Annotated in this window: 16 protein-coding genes; 8 read left to right on the top strand and 8 right to left on the bottom strand. The window is 46.2% G+C overall.

Annotated features, from left to right (window positions below; translation table 11 throughout):
* Positions 1 to 28: 28 nt before the first annotated feature.
* The 3 genes from J3492_RS05805 (at position 29) to J3492_RS05795 (ending at position 3,835) form a co-directional block, all read left to right on the top strand.
* Complete coding sequence (locus J3492_RS05805; RefSeq protein ID WP_207990838.1) at positions 29 to 1,402, top strand: anhydro-N-acetylmuramic acid kinase; 1,374 nt, start codon at positions 29 to 31, stop codon at positions 1,400 to 1,402.
* 94 nt (positions 1,403 to 1,496) lie between these two features.
* Positions 1,497 to 2,870, top strand: a complete 1,374-nt coding sequence (fabF, locus tag J3492_RS05800; RefSeq protein ID WP_207990836.1) for a beta-ketoacyl-ACP synthase II — start codon at positions 1,497 to 1,499, stop codon at positions 2,868 to 2,870.
* A 128-nt stretch (positions 2,871 to 2,998) separates the two neighbouring features.
* Complete coding sequence (locus J3492_RS05795; RefSeq protein ID WP_243453127.1) at positions 2,999 to 3,835, top strand: hypothetical protein; 837 nt, start codon at positions 2,999 to 3,001, stop codon at positions 3,833 to 3,835.
* 71 nt (positions 3,836 to 3,906) lie between these two features.
* Here the strand turns inward: J3492_RS05795 and J3492_RS05790 are convergent, their stop codons facing one another.
* The 5 genes from J3492_RS05790 to J3492_RS05770 form a co-directional block, all read right to left on the bottom strand.
* Positions 3,907 to 5,724, bottom strand: coding sequence for an aminopeptidase P family protein (locus J3492_RS05790; protein WP_207990832.1), 1,818 nt, complete (start codon positions 5,722 to 5,724; stop codon positions 3,907 to 3,909).
* Between the two features lie 411 nt (positions 5,725 to 6,135).
* Positions 6,136 to 7,698 (bottom strand): peptide MFS transporter, encoded by a 1,563-nt coding sequence (locus J3492_RS05785; protein WP_207990830.1) that lies wholly within the window; start codon positions 7,696 to 7,698, stop codon positions 6,136 to 6,138.
* 535 nt (positions 7,699 to 8,233) lie between these two features.
* Complete coding sequence (locus tag J3492_RS05780) at positions 8,234 to 8,662, bottom strand: hypothetical protein (protein WP_207990828.1); 429 nt, start codon at positions 8,660 to 8,662, stop codon at positions 8,234 to 8,236.
* A 192-nt stretch (positions 8,663 to 8,854) separates the two neighbouring features.
* Positions 8,855 to 10,420, bottom strand: coding sequence for an apolipoprotein N-acyltransferase (gene lnt / locus J3492_RS05775; RefSeq protein ID WP_207990826.1), 1,566 nt, complete (start codon positions 10,418 to 10,420; stop codon positions 8,855 to 8,857).
* 193 nt (positions 10,421 to 10,613) lie between these two features.
* Positions 10,614 to 11,513 (bottom strand): HlyC/CorC family transporter, encoded by a 900-nt coding sequence (locus tag J3492_RS05770; protein WP_207990824.1) that lies wholly within the window; start codon positions 11,511 to 11,513, stop codon positions 10,614 to 10,616.
* 499 nt (positions 11,514 to 12,012) lie between these two features.
* Between J3492_RS05770 and J3492_RS05765 the strand changes: the two genes are divergently transcribed.
* Positions 12,013 to 13,101 carry an Lnb N-terminal periplasmic domain-containing protein gene (locus J3492_RS05765; RefSeq protein WP_341534087.1) on the top strand — a complete coding sequence of 363 codons (1,089 nt, stop codon included), beginning with the start codon at positions 12,013 to 12,015 and terminating at the stop codon, positions 13,099 to 13,101.
* Here J3492_RS05765 and J3492_RS05760 read toward each other — a convergent pair.
* Positions 13,098 to 13,628 (bottom strand): YcgN family cysteine cluster protein, encoded by a 531-nt coding sequence (locus tag J3492_RS05760; RefSeq protein ID WP_243453126.1) that lies wholly within the window; start codon positions 13,626 to 13,628, stop codon positions 13,098 to 13,100. The two genes, J3492_RS05765 and J3492_RS05760, sit on opposite strands and share 4 nt — an antisense overlap.
* 208 nt (positions 13,629 to 13,836) lie before the next feature.
* Here J3492_RS05760 and J3492_RS05755 point away from each other — a divergent pair, with 208 nt between their 5' ends.
* The 4 genes from J3492_RS05755 to mutY all read left to right on the top strand — a co-directional run bounded on the left by J3492_RS05755 (position 13,837) and on the right by mutY (position 18,170).
* Positions 13,837 to 14,574 carry a dienelactone hydrolase family protein gene (locus tag J3492_RS05755; protein ID WP_207990813.1) on the top strand — a complete coding sequence of 246 codons (738 nt, stop codon included), beginning with the start codon at positions 13,837 to 13,839 and terminating at the stop codon, positions 14,572 to 14,574.
* Positions 14,575 to 14,834: 260 nt separating this feature from the next.
* Complete coding sequence (gene ylqF / locus J3492_RS05750) at positions 14,835 to 15,791, top strand: ribosome biogenesis GTPase YlqF (RefSeq protein ID WP_207990810.1); 957 nt, start codon at positions 14,835 to 14,837, stop codon at positions 15,789 to 15,791.
* A 66-nt stretch (positions 15,792 to 15,857) separates the two neighbouring features.
* The gene (locus J3492_RS05745) at positions 15,858 to 16,787 is read left to right on the top strand and encodes a GIY-YIG nuclease family protein (protein ID WP_207990808.1); all 930 of its coding nucleotides are present in this window, start codon (positions 15,858 to 15,860) and stop codon (positions 16,785 to 16,787) included.
* A gap of 165 nt (positions 16,788 to 16,952) precedes the next feature.
* Positions 16,953 to 18,170: an A/G-specific adenine glycosylase gene (gene mutY, locus J3492_RS05740; RefSeq protein WP_207990806.1), complete on the top strand. Its 1,218-nt coding sequence runs from the start codon at positions 16,953 to 16,955 to the stop codon at positions 18,168 to 18,170.
* Between the two features lie 12 nt (positions 18,171 to 18,182).
* Here the strand turns inward: mutY and J3492_RS05735 are convergent, their stop codons facing one another.
* Both J3492_RS05735 and rapA read right to left on the bottom strand, forming a co-directional pair.
* Positions 18,183 to 19,085: an acyl-CoA thioesterase gene (locus J3492_RS05735; protein WP_207990804.1), complete on the bottom strand. Its 903-nt coding sequence runs from the start codon at positions 19,083 to 19,085 to the stop codon at positions 18,183 to 18,185.
* Positions 19,086 to 19,202: 117 nt separating this feature from the next.
* Positions 19,203 to 22,103, bottom strand: a complete 2,901-nt coding sequence (gene rapA, locus J3492_RS05730; protein ID WP_207990802.1) for an RNA polymerase-associated protein RapA — start codon at positions 22,101 to 22,103, stop codon at positions 19,203 to 19,205.
* Positions 22,104 to 22,338: the final 235 nt, after the last annotated feature.

The raw sequence follows: 22,338 nt of genomic DNA, 5'->3' as shown, positions 1-22,338 counted from the left end.
ATATTAGCGTTTTTTAAGGTAAATTGCCATGACCAACCCTGTCCAGACCACGAATGACTCTAAAAACACCGAGTTTTTAGCTGACCAACTCAGTACTGTCGATGCTGACATCGATACTGACGTGGATATAAACCACGCTTCCTTGACTGAAGCCTTAGAGCAAACCATGTTTGAAAGTTTCGATGAGGGGTTGTATATCGGTATGATGTCAGGCACCAGCTTGGATGGTATGGATGCCGTACTGTGTCAGTTTGGTACTGGTGTTAGTGATGAAGATCATACTCAGACACCGATGCGTATCATGGCAAGCTATAGTCAAGATTTTCCGCCACGTCTGCGTGAAGTACTGCTGGCCTTGTGTCAGCCAAACGGCATCCAAACCTTGACCCCAAACACTGATGAGCCACTCAGTGAACCAAATAGTGAGCTGGACTGGTTTGGTTGGGCCAGCAAAGCCTACGGCGAATTTGCTAGCGTGGTGGTAAATAAGTTATTGCAAGAAGCCAATATCGATAGCGAGTCGGTGCTGGCGATTGGCTGTCATGGCCAGACTGTGCGCCATCGGCCACAGATGGGGTTTAGCTTGCAACTGATTGATGCCAATATCATCGCTGAACGTACCGGCATCAGTGTGGTCAGTGACTTTCGTCGCCGTGATATGGCGGTCGGCGGTCAGGGTGCGCCTCTGGTTCCTGCTTTTCATAAAGCCCTATTTGCTACACCTGATCACACTCGAGTACTGTTAAACTTGGGCGGTATTGCTAATATAACGGTCTTGCCAGCGGTTTCTGCTGCTAGTCACATGCAACCCAATGACAGTGTCGTTGGCTATGATACTGGTCCGGCCAATTTATTACTCGATGCATGGACAGCGATGCATACCGATAAGGACTATGACGCTAAAGGTATATGGGCCCAGTCTGGACAAGTGGTGGAACCTTTGCTAAACCAACTATTAGAGCATCCATTTTTTATTCGTCATTTTCCCAAAAGCACAGGGCGTGAGGATTTTAATCTAGAATGGCTACAAAAGGAGCTACAAAAGTTTGACCAGACCTCTGCTCATATCCGCTACTCATCAGCCGATGTCCAAGCCACACTAACAGAGTTGACCGCTACTAGTGCCTGTACAGAAATCCTTAAATTCACTCAAGGTAGTGCCAGTAGTGTCTTCGTTTGCGGTGGCGGCGCATTAAACGACTATCTGATGACACGCTTGCAAGCGCACTTACCTCATTGTACGGTAGCGACGACCGCAAGCTTAGGTCTGGATCCAACTTGGGTAGAGTCAGTGGCCTTCGCTTGGCTGGCCAGACAGACGTTGATGGGTGATACGGGTAACTTGCCAGCGGTAACAGGTGCCAAAAAAGGCGTAGTACTGGGTCAAGTGTGTTTTGCTTAACTGGCTAAATTTAGTTTACATACGTACACTTATGTGTTTTATAATGGCAGTTAAAATATCGTCTTTTTAGGATTGCACGTAAAGGATATATCGCATGAGCCAAAACAGTAGTTTACCAACGCCTACTACGGAAGAGAACACCAACACCTCTACCACCAAGTCGCACAAGCCGCCACACTATGAGCGCTCTGATAAAACCCGTGTCGTCGTCACTGGGATGGGGGCAGTCACTCCTTTAGGGTTAGATGTCGACAGTACTTGGCGTCGACTACTGGCCGGTGAGAGTGGCATCGATACCATCTCGCATTTTGATGCTGCTGATTATCGTGCACAAATAGCAGGCGTCATCAAAGACTTTGATGCCAAGCAATATATGAATGCCAAAGACGCTCGCCGCTATGACGAGTTTATGCACTACGGTGTCGCCGCTACTTCTATGGCTTTACATCATGCAGGTTATATTGACGAGGTGAGCGCAGAAGATGCGCCTGTACAGCAGGTTGATCCAGAGCGCTTTGGCGTGATACTAGGTTCAGGTATTGGCGGTATTCAGACCATTGAAAACAGCCGTGATACCTTGCGTGACAAAGGGGTCAAGCGAGTCTCACCATTTATCATTCCAGGCTCTATCGTCAATATGGCAGCTGGACTGGTCGCTATCAAACATAATCTAAAAGGTCCAAACCTCGCCACATCGACCGCCTGTACCACTGCTACTCATGCCATCGGTTTGGCGGCACGGCTCATTGCGTATGGTGATGCCGATGTGATGCTGGCAGGTGGTAGCGAGAAAGGCTCAAGCCCGCTTGGGATGGCAGGGTTTGGGGCGATGCATGCGCTCTCTACTCGTAATGAAGAGCCCACCAAAGCGTCACGTCCGTTTGATAAAGAACGTGATGGTTTTGTGCTCGGTGATGGCGCAGGTGTCATGGTTCTAGAAAGCCTTGCTCACGCCAAAGCACGTGGCGCAACGATACTGGCAGAGGTGGTCGGCTTTGGTATGAGTGATGATGCCAGCCACATTACTGCCCCACCAGAAGACGGTAGTGGCGCTGCCCGGGCGATGCAAAATGCACTCAATGACGCAGGTATCAATCCGGCGTCTGTGGGCTATGTCAATGCGCACGGCACAAGTACCCCAGCAGGTGATGTCGCTGAATCGATTGCTATCGAAACTGTGTTTGCACCTGTCAAAGACAGTATCTTGGTCAGCTCAACCAAGTCTATGACTGGGCATTTACTTGGGGCTGCTGGCGGTATTGAAGCTATATTTACCGTATTGGCACTACAACATCAGCATGTGCCACCGACCATCAACTTAGACAATGTTGAGGACAACTGTAACCTCGACTATGTCGCCAATCAGTCACGTCAGGTGGCAAACTTACAGTATGCGGTGTCAAACAGCTTTGGCTTCGGCGGTACCAATGGCTCATTGATTTTTGCCCGTTGGCCTGTCAATACATAACCCTTTATCAGCCTTAATACGGCTGGTTGTAACTTTGGTGTCAGATTTGCTACGTTTGTGCACTTGCAGCCCCTTATCGTACTTGCGTATGATAAGGGGTAATTTTTGCACTATTTATGGAAGATACCATGTCAAGCTACTCGTTTTCCCATCAGTTTTATCAGCGCTGGACGTGTGCTCCTGAGCCTGTACGCGCGGCAATTACCCAAGAGTTAAAAGACATCACCACGTTACTGCAGACTCAGACACCATTTGAGAGCTTTGTATTTAGCACCCATGATTTGGATGCTCACATCGATGAGCTGTACCAAAACCATGAGGCCGAACAAGCGATTGTTAAAGCCATCGCTGATAAGCAAGCACAAAAGCGTGCTGCGGCCGAACAACAGCGCTTAGAAGAAGAACGTTTAGAAAAAGAACGACACTTAGAAGAACAACAAAGAATTGCACAACAAAAAGCGCAGGATTTGGCAGAGACTGAGCGTGCAGAAGAAGCTCAGCGCCAAGAAAAAGACCTGCAAGAAAAGCGAGATATAGAAAGGACCCCTGCAGCTGCAAAACAGAGTATAGAAGATGCTAGTAATACTAAAGTCAATCATACTGCAGCCAACAGTGGCACAGCTACTGAAAATAGCGAAGATAACATAAGCAGCACTGAGTCACATCATCTAACAAATGATAAAAACGTGCCAACCGATACCCATAAAGGAAGCACTATTGGTGACGCCGCTGTTTCTGCTACCAAAAAAGCAGAAACTGATAAAAAGGTAACACCAGATAGCGCACCTACAGACATTACCCTCACTGCTGATCATGAAAGCCTCATCCATGAGTTAGGCGTACATATCGACGATTATCTAAGTGAGCAGATGATGCAGCTGTCTGAAGATCTAAAATCGTGGTTACGGGCTGAGGTCAGTCGCCAACTGGCGAACGGTACAGAAAACCCACCTCAAAAAGATTAAATGCATAATACACAACAAAACCCCAGTAAAACTTACTAGGGTTTTTTGGTTTCGTGACAACAGTCTCTACTTTAAATGGCTTGCGTACGCTCGGTGAGCCATTCAAGTGCCGCACCTTCGACCCGATCTTTTAGCTCAGTATAGACTTGGCTGTGATAGTCATTAAGCCAATCAATCTCTACTTGATCGAGCAGGGATTTATCAATCAAACGGGTATCAATTGGGCAGTAAGTGATGGTTTCAAAGTTTAAGAAATCACCAAACTCAGTCTCAGTAGGGTTCGCTACCGGCATATTGACCACCAAGTTTTCGATACGAATGCCCCACTTACCTTCACGGTATAGGCCTGGTTCATTACTTGAGATCATGCCTGCTTTCATGGCACGCTCTTTTGGCGTACTGGCACTATAAGCGATGACTTGCGGACCTTCATGCACGTTTAAGAAGTAACCAACACCGTGCCCAGTACCATGACCATAGTCCATTTGTGCCTGCCATAACGGCGCACGGCAAATCGCATCGATGAGTGGTGAGGCGATACCGTCAGGGAAGCTGGCACGTGCTAAAGCGATATGCGCTTTGAGTACTGTAGTAAAGTCACGTTTGTGCTCGCTGCTTACTTGTCCAATACCGACCACACGAGTGATATCAGTGGTGCCGTTTTGGTACTGTGCCCCTGAGTCGATCAGCAGTAACCCACCCTCTCCTTCAGCGACATCAAGGTAGCTGAATTTTTCTGGTGTCGCACGATAATGCGGTAGTGCACCGTTCTCGTTAAAGCCTGCAATCGTTGGAAAACTCGGAGAAACATAATGCGGCTGCTGACTGCGTACTTCGATGAGCATACTATCGACATCCAGCTCACTCAAACGCTCGCCGTCTGCTAGACGCTGCTCAAACGTGGCAAAAAATGCGCATAATGCCGTACCATCTTGACGCATGGCTTCACGCACATGATCGATATCAGCGTCAGATTTGACAGATTTCAGCAGAGTACTTGGGGCTACTTGCTCGATAAAGCCGACATCATCTGCCATTTTTGATAGTGTACCTACAGCCACTTTATTGGGGTCTAACAGTAATAAATCTTCTGGCGTCAAGTCGCTCAGTGCATCTTGCACTGCTTCATAATCAGCAATAGCGATACCACTGTCTTTGAGCTCTTTTTCAATATCGCTACTGACTTTTTGCTTATCGACAAACAATGTTGCCTCGTTTGCACTGATTAGCATATGCGATAAAAACACGGGGTTATAGTCGACATCGCTGCCACGAAGGTTGGTCAACCAAGCAATATCATCTAAGCTTGAGAGCAAGTGATGGGTTGCACCTACTTCCTGCATGCCTGAGCGTACAGCGGCCAACTTATCGGTAGCAGACTGTGCGACAAACTGCGCTTCATGTTGATATAGCTTTGCTGAAGGTAGCGCTGGACGATCTGTCCATATCTCGCTCAATACATCACGCTCAGTGATTAAAGTAATGTCGTTGGCATCAAAAGCATCTAGTAGTTTATCTTGCTCAGCGATAGACAGCACATTCCCATCGACTGCCACGCTATCACCCTCCGCCAACTGCTCGGCGAGCCAGTCAATATGATTCGGCTGACCAGGGGCTAGCTTTTCCAAGCTGATGCCTGTACCGTCAAGCTGATCTGCGGCATGTACCCAGTAACGGCTATCTGTCCAGAGACCAGCAAAGTCAGCAGTCACCACCAGCGTGCCGACTGAGCCTGTAAAACCTGAGAGCCATAAACGTGCCTGCCAATATTCTGGCAAATATTCTGATAAATGCGGGTCAGCTGAAGGCACAATAATCGCGGTGAGATCTTGATTCGCTAAGCGCTCACGTAGGCTTGCGATACGATCATGAATAAGTGATTTGTTCATTGGGATTGTTCCTTTGTTGATTTTGGAGACATTGGATTAAAAAATGTGACTGACTGTGACTAACTATGAGTAGGCAGCGATTATCGATAGCCGTCTTATTTGAGTGGAGGTCTTAAACGCCCATTGAATGGCCAGCTCAACCATATTAAGAATAAAGCACTGCTCATAACCAAATAAGTCAGGCTCACTGCACTTTGAGCAAAGTCTTGTTTTTGCAGCAGCAGAATGTAGAACAGACCTTAAGATGTTTGGGCAAATAACCGCCTTTCAATGGGCAAACAGGAGTTACTCACATATTAAAGCAACAAAGCGTGCTGAGAAGAGGGTAACTTGCTTTACCCTCCCCTGTTTTGCCTTGTGCTCAGCTGTTATTTGCTCATGCATGCTTGTCATACGTCTAAAGCTGTGCTTTTAGCTGGCCGTATCGGCTTCTTCGCTTTTTTTGAGCATATTACTGATGGGTTTTGCTAATAGCAGCAACACCACAGCAGTGACAACCAAAAACACCGTCATCGTGGTAAATAGCGTGGGCAACCCCTCAATTTTGTCCGCTGAGACATTGCCACCAAAAAATGCAGCGACCAAGTTACCCATCGCTAAAGAGGCAAAAAACAGCCCCATCATCTGCCCTTGCATGCCTTTGGGTGCAAGCTTAGTCATCGACGACAGCCCAACAGGACTGAGGGCCAGCTCACCAAGCGTCAATAATAATAAACTACCGACCAGCCATAAAGGCGACGCTAGGCCCGTGTCATTGGTCAAAATGCTTTTTGATGCAATAATCATCAACCCAAAGCCTGCCGCAGCAAGCAACATACCCAGCGCAAACTTGACCATACTACTGGGCTCAACACCTCTATTACCAAGTTTCACCCATATAATACTAACGATGGGCGCTAACAAGAGAATAAATAAAGGGTTGAGCGATTGGAACCAAATACTCGGTACCTCAAAGCCCAACACATTAAGGTCAGTATAGCGATCGGCAAATAAGTTAAATGACGTCGGCTGCTGCTCAAAACTTGACCAAAACAGCGTCGAACCAATAATCAAAATAAAACAAATGAGCAAGCGCAGTTTATCGGTTTTATCAAGTCTAGGCGTGATAAACATAATAGCAAAATAGCCTATCACTACTGCTGCGATGATATAGGTCATGTACTCTGCCACCAGTTCAGCATTGAATGGCAACATACCGCTTGCAACCAAGACCACTGCTGCTGCCAATAAAAATAAGAATCCAGCGACCCAACGCCCAATATTTTTGTAGTGATCGTTGGAGTACTCCCATTCAGGCGTGATGCCTTTTGCTTGTGCATAGTGCGTTAGTGTCTTGCGAGCGGAGAAGCGGTAAATCAGTAACGATACCAACATACCCAGACCACCGACCCCAAAGCCAACATGCCACATGCCTTTTTCTTTAAACACGCCAACGATAAGCGCCGCCAACAAAGCGCCAATATTGATACCCATATAAAACAAAGTAAAACCGCTATCACGGCGCACATCACCTTCGGCATACAGCGCCCCAACCATAACAGAAATACAAGTCTTAAACAGCCCTGAGCCCAAAACAATGCACATCAAACCGACAAAAAACAGCGTCATGCCAAAAATGGCGGAGAGCGCAATCGATAAATGCCCTAGAGCGATAATGATACTGCCCCACCATAGCGCCCGCTCTTGACCGAGCCAGTTGTCAGCGAGCCACCCGCCAGGCACTGCCGCTAAATATAACGATCCAGCAAAAATACCATAGATAGCAGAAGCGGTGACTTCATCAAAACCAAAACCACCGCTACCTACTGTCGCTACCATGAATAACACCAATAGCGGGCGAATACTATAATAAGAAAACCGCTCCCACATCTCAGTAAAAAACAATGGCCGAAGTGGCCGAGGGTGTCCCATAAACCCACTTTCTAGTGCTTCTAGTTCAGTTTCACTGACCTTGGGATTTGGCTTGCTGCTCATAGCATCTTTCCTTGGTTGTCTCATTACAATAGCGACCGAGCTCTTCTTTATCCTGATGGACGGTCTTTTGTCTGCGCTATTGTTTCATTAAGAAATTCACAAGTAAAGAATTAAAGTGTTCATTAGTTGCACAAGCCACCATGAACTCACTGGAACCTATCTGAATTTTAAAAGTGGTGATTAACGTGGTGATGACAATAAGATGAATTGCAAACAAATAAGGGAGATAGGATAAAAACTTGACACAAAAAAGCACTCATCTATTGCTTAATAGATAAGTGCTTGCTTATAAGTACTCAAGTCTGTTGAGCATTCAAATGCGTACTGGCGGTAACTGTCTTTTAGACAATATGTAGTGAGGTTTTAACGCCCGATCATCTTAGGTTTGACTGCCTCACTACCTGTTGGCAAAAGTACTATATATCGACAAAAGTAGTCCCGCCCCACTCGAGCATGGCTCTCTTCTTGTAAACGATTAAAGCCGTGTTTTGCTCGATCTTCTATTCTAAGAGCTATAGTGCTTGGGCTGTTGTGCCTATTGCGCCGCAGTTGCTTCTTCGGCAGGATCAGCTACTAGGTCACCATCTGTTTGCTCTGCAGTTAAGTCAGCATCCGCTACCGCTGCTTGATCGACAGGGTCATTGGCCGCTGCTGCAGGCTCTACAGTAGCAATCACTGCATCGTCAGTAGCTGTGTCTGCTGTGTCCGCTCCCACTTCGTCGGCTTCTTCTGTCGCTACCGCTACCTCTGTGCTGGTCTCAGCTGTCGTATCTTCTGCTGCTGCAACCTGCGCTTCTTCAGCCACCGCTGGTGTCTCAGCGTTGTCGACAGTAACATGCTGACCAGCTGGACGCAAGAAACCAGAAATACCAATGAGTAAGACAATACCTAAAAACAAGGCCGTGCCACCTAGAGCGTAGACAAACTCTTTTTTTGGATTGTTGTTGACGATATCTTCTGACATACCTTATCCACCTTGCACAAAATATTTAAAATTTTAGCCTATTATATCGTAATTTATGCCAATTTGTTCAAACCCTTAGCTATTTAAAGGAATTATTATCACAGTAGAGACTCACTCAACGACGATAAGCAGGTTTTTAATTATCCAAGCGGGCACGATTGGCATGGTGAGCATACCCTATGTGTCCCAGTTTTATTTATGATTGGCTGTAGCACGCTTACCCAGGTAGCTTAATAGTAACAAAAGCGTGATTATCAATAAAATTGGATAATGGCCACCACGCATAAAAGGCGTATGACCAACTCGAGCCTGAATCTCACCACGCAATACGGTACGCTCAAACTGAGGAGCACGTTCTATGATACGACCTTGGTGGTCTATAATGGCTGTCACACCCGTATTGGTGGCACGCATAAACCAGCGCCCGTTTTCTAACGCTCGCATCTGTACCATTTGCAAATGCTGCAGTGGACCCGCTGAAGTACCGAACCATGCATCATTAGAGATGGTTAACAAAAAGTCTGTCCCTATTGCATTTTTGCGGGTGGTGTCAGGATAAGCGACCTCATAACAGACCGCTGACCCTAAATTATGGCCACGTACCTGCAGTGGTAACTGTTGTTCACTACCACGACTGTAGCTCATAATCTCTTGGCTGCCCGCCAAATCAGGTAGGATATCTAGCATACCTTCAAACGGAATATACTCACCAAACGGCACCAGCCGCTGCTTTTTGTACAGACCTTCTGCTTCTGTACCTAGAGCAATGACACTATTATAAAAAGGCGGGTATTTATCCACACTCGGATCGAACGCAGCCTCATCTTTGTAAGGAATGCCTGTTACCCAAGTTGTGTTTGTCTCATTGGCAATCTTTACCATTTCATTGATAAAGCCCCAGGCATCGGTCTGAAACATCGGGATCGATGACTCAGGCCATAGGATAATGTCACGCCCCCACTCGGTACTGGTCAAAGTGGCGTAGATGTTGAGCGTCTCTACCTGAAACTCTGTCAACCATTTAAGATCTTGTGGAATATTACCTTGAATCAAAGACACTGATAAGTTAGGTGTACCTTTAGGCTTGGTCCATTGAGGATTGATCAACCACAATGCAGTACTGATTACCAATAAAACCACTGACACAATGAGATAACCCGCACGGCGGCGCAGTAACTCTACCAGACTTGCAGCCAATAAGACGGCCACAAAGGAGACAGCAAAGACACCGGCTATCGGTGCAAGCGAGGATAACCAATACTGCTCCGTAAAAGCATAACCAACAAACAACCATGGAAAGCCAGTAAACAACCAGGTTTTCATCCATTCTTGTAGCACCCACAGCGCTGCAAAGGACAAGGGCTGCTTGCCGACCAAGCGATTGAATATCAAGGCTAAAAAGCCATGAAACAACCCCATACCTAAACCCATTAACGCAATCAAAATCAGCGCCAGCCATACCGGCGTGTTGCCATAGACATGAATAGAGGTATACAGCCAAAAAGCGCCCACACTAAAAAGCCCGGTACCATAAGCGTGCCCGATAAAAAACGCTCGACGACCTGTCATCTCTGGCAGTAGCAACGCATAGAGTATGGCGGGTGATAATAGCGCTACTGGCCAAATACCATAAGGAGCCAAGGCAAATATAAATATGGCTCCAGCAATTAAGGCCATCACCATAGTCAATCCAAACGGCAGGCGTTTAGAGTGTTCAGGGTTTAAACGCTTTTGTAAATCAGCGGTAGTCAAGCGCATAAAAAAACATCCAAAATCTTATTAAAATACGTAGAGCTGAGGGCTGCTCAAAATCAAACCTGCTCATGATACCAGTCTGTAGCCATGATTGGGTAAATTTGCGTACCTGATGACTCAAAGCTTTATGGCATTTGGCCATACCTTAAAAGCAAAAACACGACCGAAGCCGTGTTTTTATCTAAACCCCTGTCAGTCAATGACTGCCTATGAGTAGTTGCTGTTCGCCTGTGGTCTTGGTCAGCTCAAGGTTTTGAATAAACCGTCCCTCCACATCGATAACTTTAATTTGCCAATCATCGATTTGTACGCTTTCACCTTCTAAATCGCCCACATAACCAAGCGCCTGCATCACCAAACCACCCATCGTATCGACATCAGTATCATCAAAGTGTGTGCCCAGCTCATCATTACAATCTTCTATCACTGTAGACGCTTGCACTCGCCAAGTATTAGGCTTTTCTGGATCAGCAACGATGTTATTGATATCGCTGTCTTCATCAAAATCATCATGCTCATCGACGATATCACCAACAATTTCTTCTAACAGATCTTCCATCGTCACTACACCAGCGAAGTTACCAAACTCATCGATCACGATGGCCATATGCACCTGAGTTTGTTGTAAAGAGCGCAGTAGCGTATCAGAGCGTGCGGTCTCACTAATATACAATGGCTGACGCACCAAATCTCGAAGGCGCTTACTATCAATTCTATCTTCTTGATCACGTACCATATGCACTAAGATCGGGATTAGATCTTTCGCTAATAAAATACCGATTACAGCATCATCATCTTGACTATCAAACACAGGATAACGAGAATGAGTGGTATCCAGTATAATATCCATCACCTCTGCCAGGCTGGTACTTTCATGCAACCCTATCACCTGCGGACGTGGTGTCATAATCTCACGTACTTGGGTGGCGGGCAAATCGAGCACGCCCTCTAACATATCTACGGTGTCAGGCTCTAGAAACTGATGCGAGTCTTGTACCAAACGAATCAGTTCATCACGGGTTTCGGGGGCGGTCGATAGCCAGCGTTTTAAGCCGCGCATCGACCAACTACTCGGGCTGGGGGTGTCGTCAGACATGTTGATGTGGTTTAACCTCTTTAGTTGATAATCATTAAAACAATAAGTGGGGATAAAAAGTAATAAAAAAACCGACCAATTAATTATGATATCAATCCCAAAAGAATGCGAGCAGTAAGAAACTAAAGGCAGGCACTACATCTGGGATGTACTTGGCACCACTGATGGTATCTTTTGGGTTTGGTATACGTTGATAATGGACCAGCATAACAAACTAACCCCCACTTTATCGCAAGCCTACCCGACATTCAACGACAAAATTATCCAATATTGTATTGCCAGTGTGTTATAAACTTTGCTATGGTCAAAACCTTTATTTATTCAAATATCGCTTATGTCGCTACGCACTTTTTTATCTAAATTCTTTTCGCTGCATAAAACTGATCTTAGCGTATCAAGCGCTACGAACAACGGCAGATATCGAGCCAAGGGATGGCGGTACTATCTGCTGCAGTCGTTGTTCATTATCGCTTTGGTACTGTCAGCGTTATGGTTACTGATGGCCGTTTGGTATCAGCTTGGTGCGACGTCACCTTTGACATGGCTGGCGACAATTTTAATCATAGGCTCGCTCACAGCACTACTCAGCAACCGTTACTGGTCAAAGCTGACTCACAAAGCACTTCCAAAATCAGTTGCTAAGACCATCACCAATCACAACAAGAGTAGCAAATGGCTAGCAGGACTTTACGCTGTTATTTGGCTTATTGGGGCTGGCTGGTTTGTCTCCATCTCTCCGCAGCAAAACCGTGATTGGCAACCTGAAGTCAGTCAACGACTTGCCTATGAACGTGATGCCAATAATCCTGACTTAATCACATTTACCAATGTACGTAACTTTGATTGGCACACGAGCGAGGATGCGACTGAACACTGGCAGACACGTACAGTAGATATGTCCAAACTCTCAGGTGTCGACATCATCAATTCGTACTGGATGGGCCCTATGATTGCCCATACCTTAGTTAGCTTTCGCTTTGAAGATGATAGACCCTTGTCACTATCACTTGAGATTCGTAAAGAAAAAGGGGAGTCATTTTCGGCACTGGGCGGGTTTTTTAAACGTTATGAGCTCAGTCTGATCGCAGCTGAAGAGCGTGATATTATCTATACTCGTAGCAATGCCCGTGGTGAGCAGGTCTATCTGTTTCCTATCAGCCACCTCAAGCAGTCTGAGGTACAGTCATTGTTTGAGTCATATTTGACAATCGCTGATGAGCTCAATGCCGAGCCTGCGTGGTACAACACCTTGACCAGCAACTGTACCAATATTATTTTTTATATGGCTCGAGTCATTAGTGGTGATCGGCTACCATGGGATTACCGGATTTGGGCATCGGGCTGGCTACCCAACTATCTGTATAAGATAGGCGTATTGCCAACAGCGTTTGAGCCAGAAGCGCAGCCTTGGTCAATGGATACTTGGTATGAGCGTGCGCATATCAATCCAAAGGTTAGAGGTTTTGACAATCAAGCGCATACAGATGCAAACGCTAATAGCCGTGCTTTCTCTACCCGTATTCGTCAAGGTATTCCTATACCACCACTTGCGCATGCTGATATGGATACGAGTGCCGCTACTGATTAAGGCGTTACCCAGTTGACCACTCGCATTTCCATTTCTTCATCAGACATACCCGTCTCTGAGACACAGCGCCCAGCGACGCCGACATTAGCAGCACGCATTTGCTGCTGTGTGACTACTGCATCTTGGGTCAATAATAGGTGCCAGCTGGGCAGTGACTGACCCTTATACAAGCGCTTGTATGCACAATGCGATGGCAGCCACATCATGTTAGGCAAGTTATCCATCGTCAGTTGGATACAGTCTGGCACATACTCCTGGCGCGAGTCATAATGTCTACAGTAGCCTGTCGCACAGTCCATCAGCTTACAAGTGACATCGGTATACTCAACCAAATCCTCATCTACTTTGCCGTGCTCATCTTCATCGATATATTTAATAAGACAGCAACTGCCACAGCCGTCACATAAAGCTTCCCATTCAAGATGAGTGAGCTCTGCCAGTGCAAAGCGCTCCCAAAATCGAGGGCGCAGCGGTACAGTGCTCACACCGGTATCTGTCGTCGTATCAGTATTTGTGTTCTTAGTCATATGTATATTGGCTGCTGCTTTATCGAAGAGGTTTATGGTCATGTGATTGTAATGCCGCTTTGATTGGAGACATTTTGATATAGAGCGTTACAGTATTATAGCTGTTTTTATGGCTTATGAGCGTTATGGTAATACATGTCGATCAACTGAAGACGTAAAAGTAAAACCAAAAGTATGATTAAAACTCATAAAATAACAGGGAGATAGTATGTCAATTAAGACTTATGAATTGGTAAGCACCACAGAAAACGGTGTCGAGCTCATCAGCTATGTGGCGCTACCTGAGGACGCCTCTGATACCAATCCAGCACCTGGTATTCTGGTCGCTCCAGAATGGTGGGGCGTGGTTGAGTATCCAAAAGAAGTCACCGAGCGTCTGGCAAAAGCAGGCTATGCAGCGGTCGCCATGGATGTATATGGTGAAGGCAAGCTGACAGCCGATGCTGCCATGGCTAATATGTGGATGACGCAAGTACTTGAAGACCAGGATATGTTAATGGAACGCTGCCGTCTGATCTTGAATGACTTTAGCGACCAGTTGGCTGTCAATGGCGACAATTTAGGCGCAATTGGCTTTTGTTTCGGTGGCAAAATCGTGCTGGATATGGCTCGTCTTGGTATGCCGTTAAAAGCCGTTGCCAGCTTCCATGGCAACCCCACCCCTAAGCAGCCTGCGGATCAAAACTTTAGTGCCAAAGTCTTGTTTGCTCACGGACGTGACGATTCTATGGTGTCTATGGATGCTGTAGAAGACTTTAAAAAAGAGATGGAAAACGCTGGCGTCGATTACACGGTTGATGTGTATGATAATGCTAAGCACGGCTTTACCAACCCTAATGCTGATGAACGTGCCGCCAAAAACGATGTGGATTTGGGCTATAACGAAGCTGCTGCCAAGCAAAGCTGGGATAAAATGATGGACTTTATGAAGGCCAACTTGGCTTAATTGAGCTTACTGGCTTAATAAAAACAGCTAAAAAATTAAAGCAAAGCGTGCACGTCATGCTTTGCTTTTTTATTGAACCCAAAATGACTTTAGAACCATCCCACCTTTGAATGTGTAGTAAACTAAACCTCATGAAAAGGTCATGCTGCACTTGTAGTCAACACTAAATAAGATAAACATATCGCTTCAACTCAAGATGCTATGCCTTATTATTTTGACTTAACGATATATTATATTACTGCTCAAAGGTTATCAAAAAAATGGACATCAAAGCAAATATCCAATGGTTCCCCGGGCACATGAACAAAGCCCGTAACGAGATCAAAGAGATCATGCCAGAGATGGATGTGGTCATCGAGGTCATCGACGCACGCATCCCATACAGTAGCGAAAATCCTATGGTCGCAGCGCTACGCGGGCACAAACCCGTTATAAAAATACTCAATAAAGCCGACCTTGCTGATCCAGAGCAAACCCAAGCATGGATCGAGTATCTGGAAACTCAAGATCAAGTCAAAGCCATCGCTTTTGATGACAACAAAGCCAATGACGTCCATAAAATCGTCGAGCTATGTAAGCGCCTGATCCCTAATAAAGTCGGTACGGGACGGCAAATTAAAGTGCTGATCATGGGCATACCGAATGTCGGAAAATCAACCTTAATTAATGCTTTGGCTGGACGCAGCATTGCTAAGACCGGCGACGAGCCTGCCGTGACCAAGTCGCAGCAACTGATCAAAATTGACAATGACATCATGCTCTATGATACGCCTGGCATGCTATGGCCAAAAATAGAAAATCCAAACTCAGGCTATCGTCTAGCAGCGACTGGTGGTATCAAAGATACGGCTTTTGACTTTGATGATGTGGCCAGCTACACCGCTGAATACTTGATTCAGGCTTATCCTGAGCTACTCAAAGCGCGTTATAAAATTGACGAGCTACCCGCTACCGATTGGGCGTTTTTTGAGGTGGCTGGACGTAGCCGAGGCCTGCTAAAAAAAGGCGGCATCGTAGACACTTATCGTATGTCAGAGATCCTCATCAACGAGCTGCGCAGTGGTACGCTTGGGCGCATCACGCTTGAGACGCCAAAGATGCGTGAAAAGGAGCTGTTATTGGTAGAAGAGCTACGGGCGCAGGCGGAAGCAAAAAAGCAGGCCCGAGAAGAAGAAAAGAAACTGCGTAAAAAGCGGGCAAGGAAGAATCGGAAGTAATTTAAGATATTAAAACTTGTTCAATACTCAAAGTTTAGACCAACTTTATTACTCATACAGGCTGCTATGACTCCATCTGCTAAGACCATTCAAATCTATCTTCCTAAAGGCAATCCGCGCGGGTTGCGTTTGGCAGAGATGACGACTCGTACCGTACGTTTGATTGAAGTTCCGCGTATTCATATTGATGATTTTTTTGCGATGCCAGACGCCAATCAAGTGGGTTTATACTTTTTGATAGGTGAAACAGAAAGTACAGATAAGCCATTACTTTATGTGGGACAAACTGGCGATTTAAAAAGAAGATTAAATCAGCATGATGATAAAGACTTTTGGACACGCGCTTTTGTCATGCTATCGACAAATAACTCTATGACTCAAACTCACGCGCTGTATATGGAACACAAGGCCATAGCGACCGCTACTGAGGTTGGACGCTACGAGCTCAAAAATGGTAATAATGGCAACAAGCCGCATACTCCTGATCCCTTAAAAGCCGACTGCGAAGAGCTTTTTCATACTCTCGATGTTTTGTTATCAACTTTAGGTCAGCCTGTTTTTGAGTCTATTAGTATTGGTTCAATAAGTAACTTTCAAACTAAACCTGTTTCTACTCCTATTGAAACTACTACACAGAGTAAAACGTCTTCATTGCAAACGGTTGTTTCAGACAATGAAACTATGCTTTTTTATTACAAAGTAAAGGATGGCGATGCACAAGGGTATTATGATGATGATGGCTTTGTGATGTTGGCAGGGTCACTGATAAGGCAAGAACAAACACCATCAGCTCCACCATTTGTGACTAGATTAAAAGAGAGTTTGCTTAGTAGCGGCAAACTCATAGCAGTGAATAATAAAAGCTATAAGCTAACAGAAAACCATTTATTTAAAACACCCAGTGGAGCTAGTGTATTGGTATCAGGTCGTTCGACAAATGGCTGGGTGGAATGGAAAAATGCTGCTGGACAAACTTTAAGCGATGTTTATCGTTAATTCATACTTATGATATCAATCTTTATCTTTTTTTGAGCTTATGTAGGGTGTGTCCAGCGCACCGATAAGGACTCATTACATCCTTGCATCAACTCTCATTACACCCCATAAACTACCTTAATTATATATTTTTAAAAATGCTATTTTGATTCACAAGGAATACGCTTGCTTACTCAATTCTCTCAATCTGAAGAAAGCCTAAACACCTTCGCACCCCGCCTCCTCAACTGGTTCGCTGAAAACGGTCGTCACGACTTGCCGTGGCAACAGCATCAAACTGATACACCCAACCCTTATATCGTTTGGCTGTCCGAAGTCATGCTGCAGCAAACCCAAGTGACCACAGTAATTCCCTACTTTGCCCGTTTTATGGACACCTTTCCGACAGTGCAAGATTTGGCAGCGGCAGACTGGGACACCGTGGCCGAGCATTGGGCAGGACTTGGCTACTACGCACGGGCACGCAACCTACACAAAGGTGCAAAGCAATTGGTCGAGATAATTGATGAGACTGGCGACTTTCCGCAGACATTAAAGGGTTGGGAAGCGATATCTGGCGTTGGCCCCTCTACCGCCGGGGCGATTATGGCAATGGGGCTGCATCGTTATGGTGTCATTTGTGATGGTAATGTCAAACGGGTACTGACACGTTGGGCGGCGATTGACGGTGATATCACCAAATCTGCCACGACTAAAGCGCTGTGGGCATTGGCCGAGCGTCTGACTCCTAATGAGAACTCAGGACTATTTGCCCAAGCGATGATGGATATGGGCGCCACTTTATGCGTGCGCCGGAACCCTAACTGCCAGCTATGTCCACTACAAAAGGACTGTATTGCTCATGCTGAAGGGCGCGAAACAGACTATCCCGTCAAAGCTAAGAAAAAACCCAAGCCCAGTAAATTTAGCAATGCTCTTATTATAGGCAATGAACAAGGCGAAGTATTATGGCTGCAACGTCCTGACAATGGCATCTGGGGCGGACTGTGGAGCTTGCCGTTGGAGTTTATAGAAAAAACTGAGGGTCAAAAGAGCAGGAAAATGGCGACTGGAACGCAAAAGCTAAATGTGCGTAGCAATGAAAAACTATACGAAACTGAATTTACCACCGCTGAGCAGATTATTAATGACTGGCTGCATGAAAATGAATTAGTAGCACAGCCTGTCAGTAGTACACTGCTTGATGATGCGCCGATTAAGCATTCATTAACCCATTTTCATTGGTATCTGCAGCCGCAAAGACTTGTTATTGATAAAGCACAAGTTTTAGAATTAAACGACAAACTAAACGCTGCCAACATAGCGTTTAAATGGTTGGACAAGCAACAAGCCCTCGACGGCTTGGGCCTGCCTCGTGCGATGGAGAAGATTATAGCAATCTAGCACAAGAATAGGCTAAGACTTCGGCACCCGCAAGCGCATGAGGCCCTCTTGTTGCACTGTCGCTACCAGTTTACCATCTTGCCAAAACTGACCATGATTCAGTCCCATTGCATTGGAGGTGGTGTCACTCCACATGTCGTACAGCAGCCAATCATTGAGGTCAAACGGACGATGAAAGTGCATCGAGTGGTCAATACTGGCCGCTTGCAAGCCTTTTGTCATAAAGCTGACCCCATGTGACATCAGCCCCGTTCCTACCAAATAAAAGTCTGATGCAAACGCTAACAGAGCCTGTTGAATAGCGACAGGTTGCTCGCCAAGCTCTGGAATGCGCAACCAGTTGGCTTGCTTAGGTTTCATGGGTTCTGGGTTGATGGGGTCACGCGGCTTGACAGGTTTGATCTCGACATGACGATGACGCATAAAACGTGCTTGTAGAGCTTCCGGTATTTTGCCAACATACTCTTCTTTGAGATCTTGCTCAGTCGGTAGGTCTTCAGGCGGTGGATAAGCAGGCATATCTTCTTGATAGTCAAGACCTTCTTCTATCGCCGAAAAAGAACAAATCATCGAAAATATCACCTGCTCAACAGGCGGCTTATCTTTTACTTCCTTATATTGAATCGCAGTGACTTCGCGTGCAGACAAGCTGCGCCCATCACGCAAACGCCGCACTTGATAAATCACAGGCTGATTGATATCCCCACCACGTAAAAAGTAGCCATGTAACGAATGACAAGGTTTGTCTTCATTCAATGTATGAGCCGCTGCCATCAGGGCTTGGGCAAGCACTTGTCCACCAAAAATACGAGCACCAACATAGTCATGGCTTTTGCCTTCAAACACATCTGGACTGACTTCGATTAATGAAACCGTAGCAAGAAGCTCATCGATAAGTTGTAAGTAGTTAGACATGACGGTAAGTTTCCTAGTTTTTCAATGACTATATTTTTGTATGGCTATTTGTTATAGGGCTATTGATAAAAGAGGCACTACTGAGCACCTCTTTTTTGTCATTCTCGTCTAGAGCGGTTAAGGCTTTACTGATACCAATACACGGATAGAGTCTGGCACTAATGACAGATTACATAGTGCCTGCTCACCTTGGGCCTTTAGCTGCTCTAAGCGCTCGACTTCCTCTGGACGCACATTAGGATTGATGGTTTGTAAGTGTTTGAGGCGTCTGATCTCACGTGACCACTGCTGGCTAAAGCGTTCATTCGCTTGCTGACCGATCTCATCAAGCTGCGCACGGGCAATCTCTTCGGCTTCATAATAACGCTGCTCTATCACGCCGCTGCGTGCCTTAACCACCTGCCGGGCACGGTTTTTATCCAGACGCTCAATATGCGGCATGATCATCTCACTACTGATACGAGCCGATAAGTCACTGCCTTGCTCACTAATAAAGACTCGAATCATTTGGGTAGATAAGGTCGCTGGCAAATTCAATACTTTTGGTGCAATGACCTCAACACGGAAGTTCACTTCTAACATCACCATGCCTTGTGGCATTGCATTACTTTTGAGCATCGCCACCGTAGTATTACCGAAAGTGCTGTTACTTGCCAGCTCATAGATTGCACGCATCAGTGGATGTTCATGAGTGATAAAATCCATATCCTCACGTTGTAGCGCTTGTTTGCGCTCAAAGGTCAAGGTCATCCCATTTTCTTCACCAAGTGGTAACCCTTCAATATACTCACTGATCTCAGTACTATCGACTGGACTAATCACCCAAGAGCCATCACGCTGCACGCTGTAATCTATATTGGCAGAAGCAAAGAAGCGCTCAATAAATTGCGGCAGTAGATTGTTTTTGTCAAAGTCGTGCATGGCATTTGCGATACGACCAGCGACACGTGGACGGCACGAGTTGTACTCTAGCAGGCGATCTCGTCCCGCTTGTAGCTGCTCCTCCAATGCCAGTCTGAGCTGCTTGGCCTCAAGGATCAGCTCTTGCAGGCGGGCGTGGTTGTCAGCGCCATCATCGGCACTACGTTCACCCTCAAGCAAGGGTTTCAGCGTCTGGATATATTGCTCCTGTACGCTTTGAGCGGTGGGTGATATTTGATTAAACATATTTAAAGCGCCATCATACCATTGGTACAGGCGCTCTTGCGCAGTATCCTGAACATAGGGCACATGCAAGGTAATTTTTTTGGTTTGACCAATACGATCGAGACGTCCTATACGCTGTTCTAAAACATCTGGATTGGCGGGTAAATCCCATAGTATCAGCTGATTGGCAAACTGGAAATTGCGCCCCTCTGAACCAATCTCCGAGCATAACAATATCTGCGCCCCTTCACGATCGGCAAAAAACGCCGCCGCTTGGTCACGCTCGAGTAACGCCATCTGCTCAGTAAATATAGCGGTTTTGATACCAGCGTGTAGCCTGAGTACCGCCTCCAGACTTTCGACCGTCGCTCCACTACGAGCGATAAGCAGGACCTTTTCGTGCTTAAGCTCACCCTTTAAAATATCAATCAGCCAAGGCACACGTGGGTCATCTTCTAGCCAGCCACCATCAGGCTGGTTTTCCTCACCCCATAGCTGCTCGCGCAGTTTACCATTGGTCTGATAGCTGTCTTGCCATGCCTCCGGTAGCGGTAGTGGATGGGGCAAGCTACGACGTCCATAAAACCCTTTCACACTTTCCCGAGTATTACGGAACAATATTCTCCCTGTACCATGCCTATCTAGCAGCTCATTCAGCGCATAGGTGCGCAGCTTATCGTCTTCATTGATAGCGGCGAGCTCGTCAGCGTCAATGTCTAATAAATGAGTCAATGCCGTAATCTGTCCAGTACTTAAAGGCTTATCCTCTATTAATACTGTCGCCACTGCAGCTGTTTCAGCAAACGCATCCTGACTGGCGATAAACTCATCTAAATCATCAAAGCGATCGGCATCCAGCAAGCGCAAACGCGCAAAATGGCTTTGCGCACCCAGCTGTTCAGGTGTTGCCGTCAGTAGCATCACCCCTGGAGTCTCTTCAGCAAAGTTAGCGACCAGATCGTATTTCTCATTACCGCCCATTTCCTGATCCCAATGCAGGTGATGCGCTTCATCAACGACGAGCAAATCAAAACCTGCCTCTATCGCCTGCTCATATAAGTCATGATGGTCAAGGAGTAAGTCCATACCAGCGATAATACATTGCTCAGTCAAAAACACATTTTGCTCAGGATCATGCTCTTTAATAGCAGCAGTACGCACCAGATCAAACAATGCAAAGTTAAGGTTAAAGCGGCGGCGCAGCTCAACCATCCACTGATACTGCAAGCTATCAGGCACCAGTATCAGCACCCGTTCTGCCTTTCCAGTGAGCAGCTGCTGATGCATAATCAGCCCTGCCTCGATAGTCTTACCCAAACCCACTTCATCAGCGAGCAGTACACGGGGCGCTATACGCTTACCCACTTCGTGTGCGATATAAAGCTGATGCTCAATGATATCGACACGAGCCCCCATCAGCCCTTTAAGCGGATGACCGGCTAGCGCAGACTGCATACGCAAAATATCTTGACGCAGCTCGTACCAATCACCACGCTCGACACGGCCTGCTAATAGGCGCTCAAGCGGTTTTGCCAAAGTGATGTTCGCTGCTAGGCGGGTTTCCATGATGCCTCTTTCGTGCTCAGCGACACTATACTTAAGCACCCCCATCACCTCATCGACAGCCGTGACGGTATAGTCATTACCTTGTTGGTCACTGATACTATCGCCCACCTTAAACACCACCCGTGATAGGGGGGCAGAGTTTTTTGCATACACCCGTGTCTCCTCGCTTTGCGGAAACAAAATATGCACACAGCGATCATCGACATCGATGACCACACCCAAGCCAAGCTCGGACTCGGTATCAGATAAATAGCGTTGGCCAACGGCAAATTCGGTATTGTGCAATGAAGCGATAGGGGTAGTCATAGGGCGATGTCTTTTGTACTCAGATGATAAGAAAATGGCTGATAACAGTAGCTATAACGACCCAAATGATCGGCATGCACTATTATCATATAAAGCAGGCATCCGTTGTTAACAGATGCTTATACTCAATTGTTTGGTCCGGCACTTGGCTGAATTAAGCTATCAAGCGTGCCATTATATAACGTAACCAGCTAGATGCGTGCAGCAAATTGAATTTTCAAGAGCATATTGAACG

This window comes from Psychrobacter coccoides, assembly GCF_017498085.1.
GTDB lineage: Bacteria > Pseudomonadota > Gammaproteobacteria > Pseudomonadales > Moraxellaceae > Psychrobacter > Psychrobacter coccoides.
The sequence above is the reverse complement of the archived record's forward strand: the minus strand, read 5'-3'. Positions and strand labels throughout refer to the sequence as shown.